Consider the following 16410-nt stretch of genomic DNA (forward strand, 5'->3'; position numbering starts at 1 on the left):
GATGGCCGGCAGCGAGAACGGCTCGCTGAAGACCATCGCCGACCTCGAGGCGATCGCCGCCGCCATCGGCCGCCCCGCCCGCCAGCGCACCACCGAGTACGGCACCCCCACCGCCGAGCGCATGGCCACCGCCCGCACCGAGGAAGGCCGCCGCGCCCTCACCCTCTCGATCACGCCGGTGTGACCCGGCCGGCGACGGGGTCCGTCAGCGGCGGGCCAGCGGCGCGGGCCTGCGGGACACGGGCGCAGCGGCGATCGCCGGCTGCGCCGCGGGGGTCTGGACGCCAGCGGGCTGCGGGCGGCCGAACAGGAAGCCCTGGGCGTGACTGCAGGCCAGCCCGCGGAGGGCGGCGTGCTGCTCCGGGGACTCGACGCCCTCGGCCACGACATCCAGGTGCAGGCTGCGAGCCAGCTCGATGATCGAGGCGACCAGGGTCGTCGTCCGGCCGCCGGTGCCCAGGTCCTGGACGAAGCTGCGGTCGATCTTGACGATGTCCGCGGGCAGCCGGCGCAGGTAGGACAGGCTGGAGTAGCCGGTGCCGAAGTCGTCGATGGCGATGCGGACGCCGAGGGCCCGCAGCGCCAGCAGCTGCGTGACCACCTGGTCGACGTCCCGGACCAGCACGCCCTCGGTGACCTCGAGGGTCAGCTGCCGGGCGGGCAGGCCGCTGTCGGCCAGCGCGGCGCGCACGGTGGCGACCACGTCGTCGTCGGCCAGCTGGCGCGGCGAGAGGTTGACCGCGATGCCGATGGGCCGGCGCGCCGCCGCGGACCACGCGGCGGCCTGACGGGTGGCCTCGGCCAGCACCCAGCGGCCGATGTCGACGATGTGCGCGCCCTCCTCGGCCAGCGGGATGAACTCCACCGGCGGCACCAGCCCTCGGGTGGGGTGGTGCCAGCGCAGCAGCGCCTCGTAGCCCGTGGTCACGCCGGTCGCCAGGTCGATGGTCGGCTGGTAGTGGACCTCGAACTGTCCGGCCGGGATGGCGCCGGCGAGGTCCTCGAGCAGCTCGGCCTTGTTCCGCGCCGCCTGCGCCATGCCGTCGGCGTAGTGCACCAGCCGGTTCTTGCCCAGCGCCTTGGCCATGTACATGGCGAGGTCGGCGTTGCGCAGCAGCGTGACGGCGTCCCGCTCGCCGGCGGTCTCGGTGCCGGCCACGCCGACGCTGACGTGCACGGCCAGCGGACGCCCCTCGACGGCGACCGGGTCGGTCAGGGTCAGGAGGATGCGCTCCCCCACCGCCTGGGCGACCTCCGGCCCGCCGTCCACCATGACGGCGAACTCGTCGCCACCGAGCCGGGCGACCCGGTCGCCGGGACGGACACAGCCGGCGATCCGCTTGCCGACGGCGACCAGCAGCCGGTCGCCGGCCGCGTGGCCGCGGGAGTCGTTGACGTCGCGGAAGTCGTCGACGTCGAGCAGCAGAACGCTGACGGTGCGGGTGTGCCGGGCGAGCAGCCGGTCGGCGTCCTCCACCAGCTGGGTGCGGTTCGCGAGTCCGGTCAGCGTGTCGCGCAGACCCTGCTGCTCGTTGAGCCGCCACGCGGCCAGGTGGGCGAGGCTGGAGGCCAGCACGAAGGCGCCGTGGACCGCCGCCCAGGCCCAGGAGTTGTGCGTCGCGGCCTCGTGGCCGAAGACGGCGTGGGGTGCCAGGTGACCGACCAGGCCGTGGTGGCCGAGCACCACGACCAGCGCGACGCCGAACGGCAGCCAGCTCTGGTAGAGCGAGACCACGCCGATGACGACGAAGAAGTGGAAGTGCGCCTCGGTGAGGCCGTCGAACAGCGCGACGACGGCCATCGACGCCGCGAGCAGGCTGACCGTCGTCGCACCGGACTGCAGGCCGCGGGCGGCTCCGGGCAGCACCAGGAACAGCAGGGGGTAGCCGACGGCGAACACGGTGAACACCGTGGTCAACAGGTCGGCTCCGGTGGCAGGGGCGACCAGGCCCAGGGCGGCGGCCTGCAGCCCCGCGATCCACACGATCACGCGGTGGCGGCGCCGCCAGACCTCGTCGGGCAGCATCCGACCCTGGGGGAGCAGCGCGGCGAGCCGGCTGGAGAGTGTCGGGTGCACGTCTGGGTCATCGGCCGGACGGCGGCCAGGTGCAGTGTTCCGGGCCACGACCACCCCGAAGGGGGCAGACCGGCGCGGGCCGCGGAATCCCCCGGGCAGGTTTCCGCCACCACGGGAGCCCGGTACTCCCCTGGCATGGCCCCGACCGTCGTCGTCGACCTCGACAAGGTGCTGCTCTCCGGCGACGCCTCGACACTCTTCCTCGCCGGCCGGCTGCGGCAGTCGCCGCTGCGGGTCCTGCCGCTGCTTGCCGCGGCCCCCCTGCTGCTGCCCGGCTCGGCGCTGCCCTGGACCCGGCCGCAGGCCGCCCGCCTGCTCACCCGGCTGGCGGTGGGTGGGCGGTCGGCTCCGGACGTCGAGGCGGTGGCCGACGCCTACCGCACGGCACTGACCCGCCGCCCGGAGGCCGCCGTCGCCGAGGCGATCGCGTGCGTGCGGGCGCACCGCGCGGCCGGGGACGAGGTCGTCGTCGCGACCGGCTGCGAGGAGACGATGGCGCGCGGGTTCCTCACCGCGGTCGGCCTGGGGGACGTCGACGTCGTCGGCTCGACCGGGTCGCTCGTACCGCCCCGGGTGCGGCGCGCGATGGGCGCGACGAAGGTGCAGATGCTGATCGACCGCGGGTACCCGCCCCCGTGGGTCGCCGTCTACAGCGACAGCGACTCGGACCTGCCGCTGTTCGCCGGCACGCCACGCCCGGTCCTGGTCAACGCCGACGAGCGGACCGCGGCGCGGGTGACCCGGGTGCTGGGCCGCCGTCCGGAGACGGTCACCTGGCGCTGAGACGACGCCGCCGTCCGCCCACGGTCGCCGCGGGAGCCGCGAGCGGGTAGGCAGGGGTCCGTGCGAGCCATCGTCTACACCGAGAACGGCGATCCCGACGTCCTGCGGCTGGTCGACCGGCCCAGCCCCGACCCCGGCCCCGGAGAGGTGCGGGTCCGCCTGGCCTTCGCCGGGGTCAACCCCACCGACTGGAAGCGCCGCCGCACCGCGCCCCCGGACCCCGGCGGGCAGGTCCCCGGCCAGGACGGGGCCGGCACGGTGGAGGCGGTCGGCCAGGGCGTCGACCCGGCGATCGTCGGTCAGCGGGTGTGGGTGTGGGAGGCGGCCTGGCAGCGGGCGCACGGAACGGCGGCCGAGCACACCGTCGTCCCCGTCCGGCAGACCGTGCTGCTCGGCGGGGACGCCTCCCTGCAGCTGGGCGCCGCCCTGGGCATCCCGTTCCTCACCGCGCACCGCTGCCTGACCCTCGGCGAGTCGGTGCCCGACCGGCTCGGCCCCGGGACCCTCCAGGGCCGGACGGTGCTGGTCGCCGGCGGCGCGGGCGCGGTCGGCAACGCCGCCGTCCAGCTGGCGCGCTGGGCCGACGCCACGGTGATCACCACCGTCAGCAGCCCCGCGAAGGCACAGCTGGCCGCGGCCGCCGGCGCCTCACACGTCGTCGACTACCGGCGGCAGGACGTCGTCGAGGAGGTCCGCAGGATCGCCCCGCACGGGGTGGACACGATCGTCGAGGTCTCCGCGGCCCGGAACGCCGGGATCGACGCCCAGGTGATCGGGCGGCACGGCGCGGTGGCGATGTACGCCGACGACGGCGGCGCCGAGGTCACCATCCCGGTGCGGCTGCAGATGAACGCCAACGCCCGCTGGCAGTTCGTCTTCGTCTACACCGAGCCGCGGCGGGCCAAGGAGCTCGCCGTCGAGGACGTCAACGCCGCCGTTCTGGACGGCGCGGTCCGGGTCGGTGAGGACGCCGGGCTGCCGCTGCACGTGTACCCGCTGGCCGAGACCGCGCAGGCGCACCGGGCCGTCGAGGAGGGCGCCGTCGGCAAGGTGCTGATCGACGTCACGGCCTGAGCTGTCGGAGTGGATCCGTGGGCGTGACACCCACGGATCCACTCCGACACGTCAGCCGACGCCGAGGTCGCGGGCGATGAGCATCCGCTGCACCTCGCTGGTCCCCTCGCCGATCTCCAGGATCTTCGCGTCGCGGTAGAACCGCCCGACCGGGAACTCGTTCATGAACCCGTAGCCGCCGTGCACCTGGGTGGCGTAGCGGGCGTTGTCCATCGCCACCTCGGAGCTGTACAGCTTGGCGATGGAGGCCTCGCGCTTGAACGGCTCGCCGCGCAGCATCTTCTCCGCGGCCCGGTAGTACGCCAGCCGCGCGGTCGAGGCGCGCACCTCCATGTCGGCGATCATGAACTGGACGGCCTGGTTGCGGCCGATCGGCTGCCCGAACGCCTCGCGCTGCCCGGCGTACTTCACCGACTCGTCCACGCACCCCTGCGCCAGGCCCACGGCCAGCGCGGAGATCGCGATGCGCCCCTCGTCGAGGATTGACAGGAACTGCGCGTAGCCGCGGCCCCGCTCGCCGACCAGGTTCCCCTCGGGCACCCGGCAGTCGCTGAACGAGAGCTCGCGGGTGTCCGAGGCGTTCCAGCCGACCTTCGAGTACCGCTGGCCGACGGTGAACCCGGGCGTCCCCGACGGGATGGCGATGGCGGAGATCTCCTTGCCGCCGTCCGGCCGGGTGCCCGTGACCGCGGTGACGGTGACCAGCTCGGTCAGCTCGGTGCCGGCGTTGGTGATGAACGCCTTCGAGCCGCTGACCACCCAGTGCCCGTCCTCCAGGCGCGCGGTGGTGCGGGTGGCACCGGCGTCCGAACCGCCGCCGGGCTCGGTCAGCCCGAACGCGCCCAGCGCCTCACCGGAGCACAGCCGCGGCAGCCACGCCCGCTTCTGCTCCTCGGTGCCGAACCGGTAGATCGGCATGGCGCCCAGCGAGACCCCGGCCTCCAGCGTGATCGCCACGGAGGAGTCGACCCGCGCCAGCTCCTCCAGCGCCACGCACAGGTCGAAGTAGGTGCCGCCCGAGCCGCCGTACTCCTCGGGGAACGGCAGCCCGAACAGGCCGAGCTCCCCCATCTGCCGCACGATCGCGGTCGGGAACTCGTCGCGCTCGTAGAACTCCCCGATCTGCGGGGCGATGACCTCCTGGGCGAACTGGCGGACCGTCTTCCGCAGCGCCTCGGTCTCCTCGTCGAGCCGGTAGTCCAGCATCCGGGTCACTCCCCCTCGTCGGCGGCCGATGGGGTCACCACGGCCACCCGCTCGTCCAGCCGGACCTGTTGGCCCGCTGTCACGCCGAGCTCGGTGACCGTCCCCGCGACGGGGGCGGTCAGCACGTGCTCCATCTTCATGGCCTCGACGACCAGCAGCGGGGTCCCCGCCTCCACCTGGTCGCCGACGACCGCGCGCACCACCGTCACCGTCCCCGGCATGGGTGCGCTGACGACGCCGTCCCCTCCGGCGCCCTCGGCCGCCGTGTGCAGGCGCTCGTGCTCCCGGAAGGCGGTCACCCGGCCCTCGGCCGCCAGCCACACGTCGCCCCCGGCGTGGACGACGAGGTACCGCCGGGTGACGCCGTCCAGGGTCACCGCCAGCTCGTCGCCGTCGCGGACCGCCCGCGCGGGCACCGGTTCCCCGTCCTCCACCCGGACGACGGCGTCGGCCGCGCGGCCGCGCACCCGCACGGTCACCGGCGCACCGCCGGCCGCCTGCAGCCGGCGCACGGTCCAGGCCGGCTCGCCGAGCCGCCAGCCGTCGGGGACGTCCCAGCGGTCGACGACCGGCCCGGCGGGCTCGGACTCGAGGAGGAGCGCCAGCGCGGCGGCCGCGTACACGGCCTCGGACGGCGGCCCGACGGCGGTGAGCGCCTCGCCGCGCCGCTCGATGAGGCCCGTGTCCAGCCGCCCGGCGACCACGTCGGGATCGGTGAGCAGGGCGCGCAGGAACGCGGTGTTGGTCGGCACGCCCAGCACGGCGGTGTGCCCGAGCGCGCCGACCAGCCGGGCCCGCGCGGTCTCCCGGTCGGGGCCGTGCGCGATCACCTTGGCCAGCATCGGGTCGTAGTCGCTGCCGACGACGGAGCCGACGGCCAGCGAGGTGTCCACCCGCACCCCCGCGCCGGCCGGTTCGCGCAGGCCGAGCACGGTGCCGGCCTGCGGGAGGAAGCCGCGGGCGGGGTCCTCGGCGTAGAGCCGCGCCTCGACGGCGTGCCCGTCGAGCCGGACGTCGTCCTGACCGAACGGCAGCCGCTCCCCCGCGGCCACCCGCACCTGGAGCTCCACCAGGTCCAGCCCGGTGACGCACTCGGTGACCGGGTGCTCGACCTGCAGCCGGGTGTTCATCTCGAGGAAGAAGAAGTCGCTCGACCGCTCGGCGTCGACGATGAACTCCACCGTGCCGGCTCCGGTGTAGCCCACCGCGCGGGCGGCCCCGACGGCGGCGGCGCCCATGGCAGCCCGCTGCGCGGGATCCAGCAGCGGCGAGGGGGCCTCCTCGATGACCTTCTGGTGCCGGCGCTGCAGGCTGCACTCGCGCTCACCGAGGTGGACGACGGTGCCGTGCGCGTCGCCGAGCACCTGCACCTCGATGTGCCGGGCCGAGCCGATGTAGCGCTCCACGAGCAGGGTGTCGTCGCCGAAGGAGCCGCGGGCCTCGCGCCGGGCGGCGGCGATCGCGTCACGGAGCTCCGCCTGCGACCGCACCACCCGCATGCCCTTGCCGCCGCCGCCGGCGCTCGGCTTGAGCAGCACCGGGAAGCCGGCCTCGACCGCCGCGGCGGCCACGGCGTCGTCGTCCATGCCCGGCTCGGTGCGGCCGGGGACGACCGGCACGCCGGCCGCCGTCACGGTCTGCTTGGCGCGGATCTTGTCGCCCATCGCCTCGATCGCGGCGACCGGCGGGCCGATGAAGACGATCCCCGCCTTCTCGCAGGCCCGCGCGAACTCGACGTTCTCCGACAGGAAGCCGTACCCGGGGTGGATCGCCTGGGCGCCGGTGCGGGCGGCGGCGTCCAGCACCCGCTCGATCGACAGGTAGCTGTCGGCCGCCGGCGCCGGGCCGATGGGGACGGCGACGTCGGCGACGTGCGTGTGCAGCGCGCCGGCGTCGGCCGCGCTGTACACGGCGACCGACCGGATGCCCATGGACCGCAGCGTGCGGATCACCCGGACCGCGATCTCCCCGCGGTTGGCGACCAGGACCGTCTCGAACACGCTCAGCTCCCCGTTCCAGGGGCGGAAATGGCCATTTCCGCCCTCACATCCGGAAGACGCCGTAGCCGACGTCTTCCAACGGGGCGTTCGCGCAGGCGGACAGGGCCAGGCCGAGCACGGTGCGGGTCGAGGCGGGGTCGATGACGCCGTCGTCCCACAGCCGGGCCGTGGCGTAGTACGGGTGGCCCTGGTGTTCGTACTGCTCGCGGATCGGCGCCTTGAACGCCTCCTCGTCGGCGGCCGGCCACTGCTCGCCGCGGGCCTCGAACCCGTCGCGGCGCACCTGGGCCAGCACCGACGCCGCCTGGTCCCCGCCCATCACCGAGATGCGGGCGTTGGGCCAGGTGAACAGGAAGCGGGGCGAGTAGGCCCGGCCGCACATCGAGTAGTTGCCCGCCCCGAACGAGCCGCCGATGACGACGGTCAGCTTCGGCACCCGGGCGCAGGCGACGGCGGTGACCATCTTGGCGCCGTGCTTGGCGATGCCGCCGGCCTCGTAGTCGCGGCCGACCATGAACCCGGAGATGTTCTGCAGGAACAGCAGCGGGATGCTGCGCCGGTCGCACAGCTCGATGAAGTGCGCGCCCTTGAGCGCCGACTCGGCGAACAGCACGCCGTTGTTGGCGACGATCCCGACCGGATGGCCGTGCAGCCGGGCGAAGCCGGTGACCAGCGTCTGCCCGTACAGCGGCTTGAACTCGGCGAACCGGCTGCCGTCGACCAGCCGGGCGATGACCTCGCGGACGTCGTAGGGCGTGCGGGAGTCCGGCGGCACCACCTCGTACAGCGACTCCGGCGGGTGCAGCGGCTCCTCGGCCGGTTCGACGTCCCACGGCCGGGGGCTGCGCGGGCCCAGGGTGCCCACGATCTGCCGGACCAGCTGCAGGGCGTGCGCGTCGTCCTCGGCCAGGTGGTCGGTCACCCCGCTGACCCGGCTGTGCAGGTCGCCGCCGCCGAGCTCCTCGGCGGTGACCACCTCGCCGGTCGCCGCCTTCACCAGTGGCGGGCCGCCGAGGAAGATCGTGCCCTGCTCGCGGACGATGACCGCCTCGTCGCTCATCGCCGGCACGTAGGCCCCGCCGGCGGTGCACGACCCGAGGACGGCGGCGATCTGCGGGATGCCGGCCTTGGACATCGTCGCCTGGTTGTAGAAGATCCGGCCGAAGTGCTCGCGGTCGGGGAAGACCTCGTCCTGCATCGGCAGGAACGCCCCGCCGGAGTCGACCAGATAGACGCACGGCAGCCGGTTGTGCAGCGCGACCTCCTGGGCACGCAGGTGCTTCTTCACCGTCATCGGGTAGTAGGTGCCGCCCTTGACGGTGGCGTCGTTGGCCACCACCACGCACTCCCGGCCGGCGACCCGGCCGATGCCGGTGATGATCCCGGCGGCCGGCGCGTCGCCGCCGTAGAGCCCGTGCGCGGCCAGCGGCGAGAGCTCCAGATACGGGCTGCCCGGGTCGAGCAGGGCGTCGACCCGCTCACGGGGCAGGAGCTTGCCGCGCTCGACGTGCCGCTGCCGGGCCCGCTCCCCGCCGCCGAGTGCGACCCGCTGCAGCTGCGCGGCCAGGTCGGCGGCGAGCTCGGCGTGGGCGGCGGCGTTGCGCGCGGCGGCCGCGGCGTCGGCGGTCGGGGTCCGAGCCAGCACGGGGGCGTCCACGGGCCGATGTTAACGACCGTTCACGCTGTGGGTCAACGCGCGTTAACATCTCGTCCGTGACCGAGGTCGACACCGCCCTGCACGCCGACGCGACGCGGCCGTCGCGCCGCGAGCAGATCCTGCGGGCCGCCGCGCAGCTGTTCGCCGAGCGCGGGTCGCGCGCCGTCGGGGTGGACGACGTCGGGGCGGCCGTGGGCGTGACCGGGCCGGCGATCTACCGCCACTTCGCCAGCAAGGACGCGATGCTGGCCGAGATGCTGCTGCGGATCAGCGAGCGGCTGCTGGCCGGCGGCACCGCCAGGGTGGCCGCCGCGGGCGAGGACCCGCTCGTCCAGCTGCGCACGCTGATCGCGTTCCAGGTCGACTTCGCGCTGGACAACCCGGCCCTGATCACCGTGCACGATCGCGACCTGGGCTCGCTGCCCGAGGAGGACGCCGCGCAGGTGCGCCGGCTGCAGCGGCGCTACGTCGAGGTGTGGGTGGGCGTGCTGGGCCGGCTGCACCCGCACACCGACGCCGACGTCAGCCGGGCGCGGGCGCACGCGCTGTTCGGGCTGGTCAACTCGACGCCGCACAGCGCCGGCCGGTTGCCCCGCGACCGGATGGCCGCGCTGCTCGCCGCGATGGCCGAGGCCGCCGCCACCGGCTGCTGAGGCGCCGCGCACCGATGTGAGGCGGCCGCACCCGACTGAGGCAAAGGAAGCTCTGCCCACGTCTGGCGGCGCCGGACGTGGGAACAGCTTCCTATGCCTGGGGCGTCAGCCGGCCGTGGGCTCCGGCATGGGCAGGACGAGGGCGGTCGAGGCGAGGACGTCGAGGTCCGCGGCGGTCCCACCGGCACCCGGCGCCGCCCAGGCGGTCTCGACGATGGTCACGGTGCTCCCGGAGACCGCGCTGGCGTACTCGGCGCCCGACAGCTGCTCCGGACCCCCGCCGTAGCGCACGCCCTCGCGCAGCAGGTCACTGACGTTGCCGCTGCCGTTGCGGTCGGCCAGCGCGCGCAGCGCCCGGGCGGCGGCGGTGTCGGGCATCGCCACGACCGACACCGACACGACCGCGGGTCGCCCCCCGACGTCGCTCGAGTACAGCGCCCGGGACAGGCCCGCGCAGTCGGTGTCGGCGAAGAAGTCGGCCACCGCGCCGTAGGCGTTGCCGGCGCAGGTCGGGTCGGCCTGCACGGCCTGGACGACGAACGTCCGGCCGTCGACGACCTCGCTGTCGCCCGGCCGGGGCCCCGTCTCCTCCTCGGCCGGCGGGGTCGAGGCCGACGCCGCCGACGTGCCGGCCCCGGGTGTCGCCGGCGGCTCGTCGTCCGTGCCGAGCAGCAGCGCCCCGCCGATCCCGAGGACGGCGACGACCAGCAACGCCGCCACGACCAGCAGCACGGTCCGCCGAGACGACGGCGGGCGCCGGCGCGGGCCCACCAGGGGCACGTCGTCCGGAGGGGCGGCGCGGGGCGCCGGCGGCGCGGGTGGCGCCGGCGGAGCGGGTGGCACGGCCGCCGGGGCGGGCTCCGGGTCGGCCGGCGCGGCGTCGGTGAACAGGCCGCCGATGCCGCCGGTCTCCTCGACGGCCACGCCGGCCGTCGGCCCGACCAGCGTGTCCTGGTGGACGGGCACCGCGGGATCGGGGCGGACCTCCTGCGCGGAGGCCGGTCCGGCGACCGCGACCGGTTCCGCACGCTGGGCCAGGGCCTGCGCGACCGCCGCATCCCGCGCGGCGGCGGCCCTGGCGGCGGCCTCCTCGTCGGCGCGGATCGCGGCCGCGGCCACCGCCGCGGCGGCCGCGGGGTCGACCAGCGGCCGGCCCGCCGGGGCGTGCGACCCGGACCAGGACGGCGTCTCCGGGACGGCCGGACGCGGTGCGGCGTTCATCGCCGCGGGCGCCAGCAGTTCGGGGGTGCGGAGGACGTACGGCGAGTACGGGAACCCCTCGCTGTTGAGCTGCTGGACCGACGGGCCGCGACCGGGCATCCCGAGCGCCTCCAGGGCGGCCCGCACGTCGGCCGTCGTCCAGAGCCGGGGGTTGTCGACGCCGGTGTAGCGCGCCGCGCGGGCGATGCCGAGCAGCAGCGAGCGCGGCTCGAGCAGGGCGACCTGGTCGCCCTCGCCGAGGTCGCCGTCGGCCGGCACCAGCCCGGTGAGCTCGCCGACGAGCACGGTGAGCCGGGCGATCCGGCCCGGTTCCAGCCCGGCGCGGCGCAACCGGACGGCGGCGTCCATGCCGGCGCGCATGAGGCCGTCCAGCGGGGTGGAGCCGCCCCCGGCCAGCTGCAGTACGTCGCCCGGCCCGGCGTCGGGCCCGATCGTCCAGGCGCCGTCGGGCGAGGTGGTCACGACGCCGCTCTGCCGCACGACCTCCACCACGCGGACGACGGCCAGCCCCTCGGGCACGAAGAGCACGGCGTCGGAGATCCGGCGCTCCATCGGCCCGTCGACGACGGGGACGGAGGCGACGACCGCGCCGCGGACGGCCCCGCCGGTGTCCCACCGGGCCAGTTCCGCGAACAGCGCTCGCTCCCCCGCCGTCTGCAGCGGCATGGGGGTGAGGGGCAGCACGTCGTCCTCCGAGCGGGGTGTGGGGAGCGGGAGGCGGTCCGGGACCGCGCGCGGCTCCGGGTCGGCCGCGGGCCGGGGCGACCGGCGTCCGGCAGGAGCCCGTCAGCCCGACGTTACGTCATGTGACGGGCCGGTCCGGAGCGTCAGCGGGTCGGCGTGGCGCCCGGCAGGAGGGCGTGGTCGCCGGCGCGACCGGGCTCCACCGGCAACCGCCACGCGGCGAGCCAGCGGCTGCGGTCGAGCACGTCGACCGCCGTCCACAGGAGCGTGAACGTGGTGCCGACCAGCAGGACCGACCACCACGTCCAGTCCCACGGCGGCAGGAAGCCCGCCGCGTCCTGCACCGCGCCGGCGGCGTAGAAGACGGCGGTGACCAGCGGCCCGGCCAGCCACCCGGGCACCCGCCAGGTGACCGCGAGGTCGATCGCGACCGCGCCGACGACGAGGACGACGGGCAGCACCGACGGCGGGAAGTCCATCGCGACCAGACCGAGCCACATCACCGCGCGGTAGGCCAGGTAGGTGGCCGCGATGGCCGTGGCGGTCCAGCGCAGGCCGACGAGCTTGCGGGCGACCACGAGGGCGAGCAGGCCGGCGCAGAGCATCCACGCCGGGTGCACCCAGGAGGGCACCGGGAGCATGAACATCTGCGGCGTCTGGCCCTGGGCGGCGGCGAAGTCCAGCAGCTGCGGCTCGGCCGTCGTCCGCCCGGCCTCGTAGGCCTCCAGCGAGAGGACGCCGTACTCCTGGTGCTGGTTGGGGAAGACGACGTTCTCGACGAAGAACAGCCACAGGCCGAGGGAGACCAGGTCGCGGACCCGGCCGGGCGCGGCGTACAGCCACCAGCCGCGGATCGCGCCGGCCAGCATGATCGCCGTCCCGATGTAGAGCAGGGCGTGGCTGGGGCTCCAGCTGGTGATGTCCAGCCCGTTGATCCGGTGGTTGAGGATGTCGATCGGGATGGCGACGAGGAAGGTCGCGATGCCGGCCTGCATCAGGCGCAGCGCCCGGCGGTCCACGCCGTGCCCGCTGTAGCTGTGGAAGACCACCAGCGCGATGACCACCGCGGTGCCGGCGGAGTTGAGCAGGTGGGGCGGGGCGAGGTCGTCGCGCAGCCAGCGGAAGTGCCAGGAGACGTCCCACGACGAGCCGAGCATCTTGAGCAGGAAGGCGCCCAGCCACGCGGTGTAGATCCAGCGCAGCTCCTGCTGCGTCGTCGGCCGGCCGGGCTGTCCGGGCGTCATGTAAGCCGGCCAGAGCCAGCGGAGGGCGGCGACGGGGTGGCGCAGCGCTGCGGTCAGGGACCCCGGAGCCGCGGGGACCACTCGGTCGGGCGCGACGGGTGCGGCGGCAGGGGGCACGGCAGAACTCCTGGTGTCGGGGCTGGCGTCCCCGAGCCTAGCCGCGGAGGACCCCGTTTCCCGACCCTCGACTGGCACTGGTGCGCCGGGTGCGGTAGTGGGCGGACGCGCGGGGCGGACGTGGCGAACGGGACGTAGGGTCGGCGGACGTGGCGGAGAGCGCGGGGCACCTGGTCTGGATCGACTGCGAGATGACGGGGCTGGACCTGACCCGGGACAAGCTCATCGAGGTGGCGGTCCTGGTCACCGACTCCGAGCTCAACGTCCTCGACCCGGGCCTCGATCTGGTCATCTCCGCCGACGACGCCGACCTCGACGGCATGGCCGACGTCGTCACCGAGATGCACGCGAAGTCCGGCCTGACCGACGCCGTCCGGGCGGCGACGCTGACCGTGGCCGAGGCCGAGCAGCAGCTGCTGGCCTACGTGAAGCGGTTCGTCCCCGAGCGGCGGGCGGCCCCCCTGTGCGGCAACTCGATCGGCACCGACCGCGGCTTCCTCGCCCGCGACATGCCCGAGCTCGACGACCACCTGCACTACCGGATGATCGACGTCTCCTCGATCAAGGAGCTGGCCCGCCGCTGGTTCCCGCGGGTCTACTTCGCCCAGCCCCAGAAGGGCCTGGCCCACCGCGCGCTCGCCGACATCATCGAGTCGGTGCGGGAGCTGGCCTACTACCGGCAGACGCTGTTCGTCGACGCTCCCGGCCCCGCCACGACCGAGGCGCAGGCCGCGTCGGCCCGGGTCACCGAGTCCTTCGCCGCCTTCTTCGCCGCCGAGGACGCCGGCGCCGCGGAGGAGCCACCCCCGGCCGCGTCCGACCTCTGAGGTCCTCCGGTATCGTTGTCCCGGTTCCCCGGTCGACCGCTCTCGCCAGCGGCCGGCCGGAGACGTGGTGGGTGTAGCTCAGCTGGTAGAGCACCAGGTTGTGATCCTGGGTGTCGCGGGTTCGAGCCCCGTCACTCACCCCACGTGGAGAGGCCCTGACCGGTCCGCCGGTCAGGGCCTCTCCTGGCGCAAGGTGCTCGATGTGGTCGCGGCCGGCACGCCCAGGTCGGCGCCGAGCCAGGCCGGACCCCGACGCTCAGGGCTGCAGAGCTCGACGACGGTCCTCCACCTCGGCGGCGGTGCGTCGCGGACTGGTGTGCGGGCGGCTGGACCGGTCGACCAGGCCGGCCTCGCCTTCAACCTCATAGCGGCCGATGCCGGTCCGCACGCACTTGCGCGAGAGCCCCATCGCCGCGGCGATGTGCGCCTGGCGCCGGCCGGCCCGGTAGCGGGCGATGATCAGGAACCGGCCGTGCACGGTCGTGCGGGCATTACCGTGGGACACGAGAACCTCCGAGCGGCGGTGGGCCTTCGACAAGCCACACTCCACTCGGAGGTTCTCCCGCGTTCAAGCCAGACCGCTGTCACCAACGTTCTGGCCGGGTACAGCTGATAGCAGTTGTTGGAGCCGGCTGGGCCGCCTCAGCTGGCCGAGGGCGTTGGCCGGGTCTCCCACTCAAGCTGGATCCCGGCGGCGCGCCGTTTCAGCACCGGGAGGTCGATGAGGCGCAGCTCGAAGGAGCACAGGTCCTTCCGCAGCCGTTCCGCGAGGTCTGGGTGCCCCTCCTCGTCAAGTTGCGACCTCAGCTGAGAGAGGCCCTTCAGGAACTTCGACTGTTCCTGCTCACGCACCTGCGCCGCGGAAGCCGCCGCCTCCTCCGCAGCCTTTGCAGCCCTCTGTCTCCGGCGCACGTCACTGATCGCGAGGCCTCCGCCGAGCGCGATGACCCCGGCGGCGGGGGCGGTCATACTGCTCAGGATGTCCCACCGATCGTCGGCGAGGAAGACAGCCAGCCCGCCGCCGCCGCCGAGGACGATGTCGGACCAGGTTCGGAACCGGTCGAAGTAGCCAGCAGCCGTCGTCGGAGTCTGACTCTCAGTCGCCGCCGCCTGCGCTGACGTGTCAGACGACGCTGCCGGCGCCTCTCCGTTGCTCTCGGCGGGTGATGCCTGGGCGGCTGACGTTGTCGCCTCGGGCGCGGCTCGCGAAGATGGCTGCACTCTCACCCTGGCCCGCCCACCTTCGCTTCCAACCGCCGCACTCGTTCGCTCAAGCCGCGAACCTCCTCGAAAGCCATCCGGTGCTGCGTTCGCCGCTCGTCAGCGGCGTGCTGCAGCCGGCGCAGTCGCCGGCGCCCGGCCCACAAGGAGACGTACGTCCCCCAACCGATCACGGGGATCCACCACGGCACCTGCGCGACGTAGTTGTCCGCGATGAAGACAGCGGCCAGAGCCGTGAGCCAGGCGAGGTCCAGCCTGGGACTGCGTTGCTCAGCCGCCATTGAAGGTGCCTTCGTCGTTTCGGGTCTGCGTCCCGCCCAGCGCCGAGCGGCACTCCGCGGTGCCGCGATGATGGCATGAACCCGCGTCCGTCGGAACAGGGCGTGAGCAATGATGTTCATCGCGTGGCTTCAGTACCTTTGGACTCAGATCAGCGCCACTAGGTGGGCCGCACCAACCCTGTGCGTCGGAGCTGTGTCGAGTTCCGGATGCGGGCGAGGACTGAGCCCACGCCCCCCACCAGGCGGGCGAGCGCGGAGCGTCCGCCAATGAAAGGCAGCCGCTCAGTAAGACCCACCCCCCGGCCACCGCGTCGACGTTGTGGCGAACCGGTGTCACCGCGCCGAGCGGGTGACCGAGTCGTCGGCCGGTCCTCGCGGCCTTGACCAGCCGTGACCTGTGCCTCCGACGGCCCGGGACGGTCCAGAGCCGCCGGCCGCTGTCCGTCCGGCGTACTCAGAGAACACGGTGCGCGGCCATGTGCGGAGGCGGCAGCGGAAGCTCGCCACCCCGGACCGGGACGGCGTCGTCGACCGCGCCCGCAGGCTGGGCCTCCTGTAGCGCGTGCGCGACCGGTTCGCCGGTCAGGGCCTCTCGCCGTCGCGGCTCAGGTCCCCACCTCGAGCCGCACGCCGTCGGCTGCCAGCCGGTCGGCCAGGTCGGCGAGGAGCCGGGCGGCGTCGGGATCGACGGTGGCCGGCGGCCGGATCAGCACGGTGATGTGCCGGTGGCCGCACCGCTCCAGCGCGAGGACCGTGCCGCACAGCAGCTCGGCGCCCACCCGGTCGAGGTGGCCGCGGGTGCGGATCGCACCCCGCGTCTGGTCGACCGAGGCGGTGAAGATCGGGGCCTGCGGGTACGCCGCGGGTGGCACCGAGCTGCTCGCAGGAGTGGTCTCCACCACGTTGGAGTGCATGAAGAAACAAGTAGGCCACGGAACTCGTCAGTTCCAGGGTCTTCCGGCCCTGCCCAGGTCCGCAATGGGCCGCGGGCACAGCAGAGACGACCGCGCGGCCGGCCGCCGGGTGGCCACGTGCCCGGTGGGACGGCAGTGACGGCTGCGCCGAACACGCCTCCGCAGGTGCTGGTCGCCCCCGCCCGGCCTGGCGACCCTGGGGGCATGACTCTCGCCTACTCCTATGGGACCGCTCACGCCGTCGTGATGGTCGGCTCGGTGGGCAGCGCCGAGGGGCTCCAGCCGCGGCAGATCGGGCCGGCGCACGCGACGATCGGGAAGGTGACCGGCCGCAGCCGCAAGGCGCTGTGCGGCGCCTACGTCGCGGTGGACGAGCAGACGATCTGGCCGCCAGAGGGCTACGAGAACGCGCAGCTGTGCGCGGAGTGCACCACCCTCGCCGCCCTGTAGG

General features: G+C 74.4%; 15 protein-coding genes and 1 tRNA gene. 7 read left to right on the forward strand and 9 right to left on the reverse strand.

All coding sequences use genetic code 11. From position 1 onward, the window contains the following. A partial coding sequence (locus tag MY520_RS20865) for a hypothetical protein (protein ID WP_436694492.1) occupies positions 1–184 on the forward strand: 184 nt, incomplete at its 5' end. A 21-nt stretch (positions 185–205) separates the two neighbouring features. Here MY520_RS20865 and MY520_RS20870 read toward each other — a convergent pair. Continuing rightward, positions 206–2077, reverse strand: coding sequence for a putative bifunctional diguanylate cyclase/phosphodiesterase (locus tag MY520_RS20870; RefSeq protein ID WP_436694493.1), 1872 nt, complete (start codon positions 2075–2077; stop codon positions 206–208). A 135-nt stretch (positions 2078–2212) separates the two neighbouring features. Between MY520_RS20870 and MY520_RS20875 the strand changes: the two genes are divergently transcribed. Further along, positions 2213–2860 carry a haloacid dehalogenase-like hydrolase gene (locus MY520_RS20875; RefSeq protein ID WP_436694494.1) on the forward strand — a complete coding sequence of 216 codons (648 nt, stop codon included), beginning with the start codon at positions 2213–2215 and terminating at the stop codon, positions 2858–2860. 60 nt (positions 2861–2920) lie between these two features. Next, positions 2921–3934: an NADPH:quinone reductase gene (locus MY520_RS20880; protein ID WP_436694495.1), complete on the forward strand. Its 1014-nt coding sequence runs from the start codon at positions 2921–2923 to the stop codon at positions 3932–3934. 51 nt (positions 3935–3985) lie between these two features. Here MY520_RS20880 and MY520_RS20885 read toward each other — a convergent pair whose 3' ends face one another. From MY520_RS20885 to MY520_RS20895, 3 genes are read right to left on the reverse strand one after another with little or no spacing between them, the layout of a single operon-like run. Then, positions 3986–5140 (reverse strand): acyl-CoA dehydrogenase family protein, encoded by a 1155-nt coding sequence (locus MY520_RS20885; protein ID WP_436694527.1) that lies wholly within the window; start codon positions 5138–5140, stop codon positions 3986–3988. A 5-nt stretch (positions 5141–5145) separates the two neighbouring features. Further along, positions 5146–7140: a biotin carboxylase N-terminal domain-containing protein gene (locus tag MY520_RS20890; RefSeq protein WP_436694496.1), complete on the reverse strand. Its 1995-nt coding sequence runs from the start codon at positions 7138–7140 to the stop codon at positions 5146–5148. Positions 7141–7183: 43 nt separating this feature from the next. Further along, positions 7184–8797, reverse strand: coding sequence for a carboxyl transferase domain-containing protein (locus MY520_RS20895; protein ID WP_436694497.1), 1614 nt, complete (start codon positions 8795–8797; stop codon positions 7184–7186). 56 nt (positions 8798–8853) lie between these two features. On the opposite strand from MY520_RS20895, the gene MY520_RS20900 reads away from it, so the two are divergent. Then, complete coding sequence (locus MY520_RS20900) at positions 8854–9450, forward strand: SACE_7040 family transcriptional regulator (protein ID WP_436694498.1); 597 nt, start codon at positions 8854–8856, stop codon at positions 9448–9450. Between the two features lie 105 nt (positions 9451–9555). Here the strand turns inward: MY520_RS20900 and MY520_RS20905 are convergent, their stop codons facing one another. Both MY520_RS20905 and MY520_RS20910 read right to left on the reverse strand, forming a co-directional pair. Beyond that, a complete protein-coding gene (locus tag MY520_RS20905; protein ID WP_436694499.1) occupies positions 9556–11355 on the reverse strand; it encodes a hypothetical protein in 1800 nt (599 codons plus the stop codon). A 143-nt stretch (positions 11356–11498) separates the two neighbouring features. Next, positions 11499–12716, reverse strand: a complete 1218-nt coding sequence (locus MY520_RS20910) for a hypothetical protein (RefSeq protein ID WP_436694500.1) — start codon at positions 12714–12716, stop codon at positions 11499–11501. A 149-nt stretch (positions 12717–12865) separates the two neighbouring features. On the opposite strand from MY520_RS20910, the gene orn reads away from it, so the two are divergent. Together orn and MY520_RS20920 are read left to right on the forward strand one after the other, a co-directional pair. Next, on the forward strand, positions 12866–13543 hold the full coding sequence (orn, locus tag MY520_RS20915) for an oligoribonuclease (protein WP_436694501.1): 678 nt from the start codon (positions 12866–12868) through the stop codon (positions 13541–13543). A 67-nt stretch (positions 13544–13610) separates the two neighbouring features. Then, positions 13611–13686 (forward strand) — tRNA-His (locus tag MY520_RS20920). 113 nt (positions 13687–13799) lie between these two features. On the opposite strand, the gene MY520_RS20925 is transcribed toward MY520_RS20920, so the two are convergent. From MY520_RS20925 to MY520_RS20935, 3 genes are all read right to left on the reverse strand, one after another. After that, on the reverse strand, positions 13800–14048 hold the full coding sequence (locus MY520_RS20925) for a helix-turn-helix domain-containing protein (RefSeq protein ID WP_436694502.1): 249 nt from the start codon (positions 14046–14048) through the stop codon (positions 13800–13802). A gap of 137 nt (positions 14049–14185) precedes the next feature. Continuing rightward, positions 14186–14770 carry a hypothetical protein gene (locus MY520_RS20930; protein WP_436694503.1) on the reverse strand — a complete coding sequence of 195 codons (585 nt, stop codon included), beginning with the start codon at positions 14768–14770 and terminating at the stop codon, positions 14186–14188. Between the two features lie 880 nt (positions 14771–15650). Next, complete coding sequence (locus MY520_RS20935; protein WP_436694504.1) at positions 15651–15959, reverse strand: hypothetical protein; 309 nt, start codon at positions 15957–15959, stop codon at positions 15651–15653. 204 nt (positions 15960–16163) lie between these two features. Between MY520_RS20935 and MY520_RS20940 the strand changes: the two genes are divergently transcribed. After that, positions 16164–16409 (forward strand): hypothetical protein, encoded by a 246-nt coding sequence (locus tag MY520_RS20940; RefSeq protein WP_436694505.1) that lies wholly within the window; start codon positions 16164–16166, stop codon positions 16407–16409. Position 16410: the final 1 nt, after the last annotated feature.

It is taken from the genome of Geodermatophilus sp. CPCC 205506 (assembly GCF_051383635.1).
Lineage (GTDB): Bacteria > Actinomycetota > Actinomycetes > Mycobacteriales > Geodermatophilaceae > Geodermatophilus.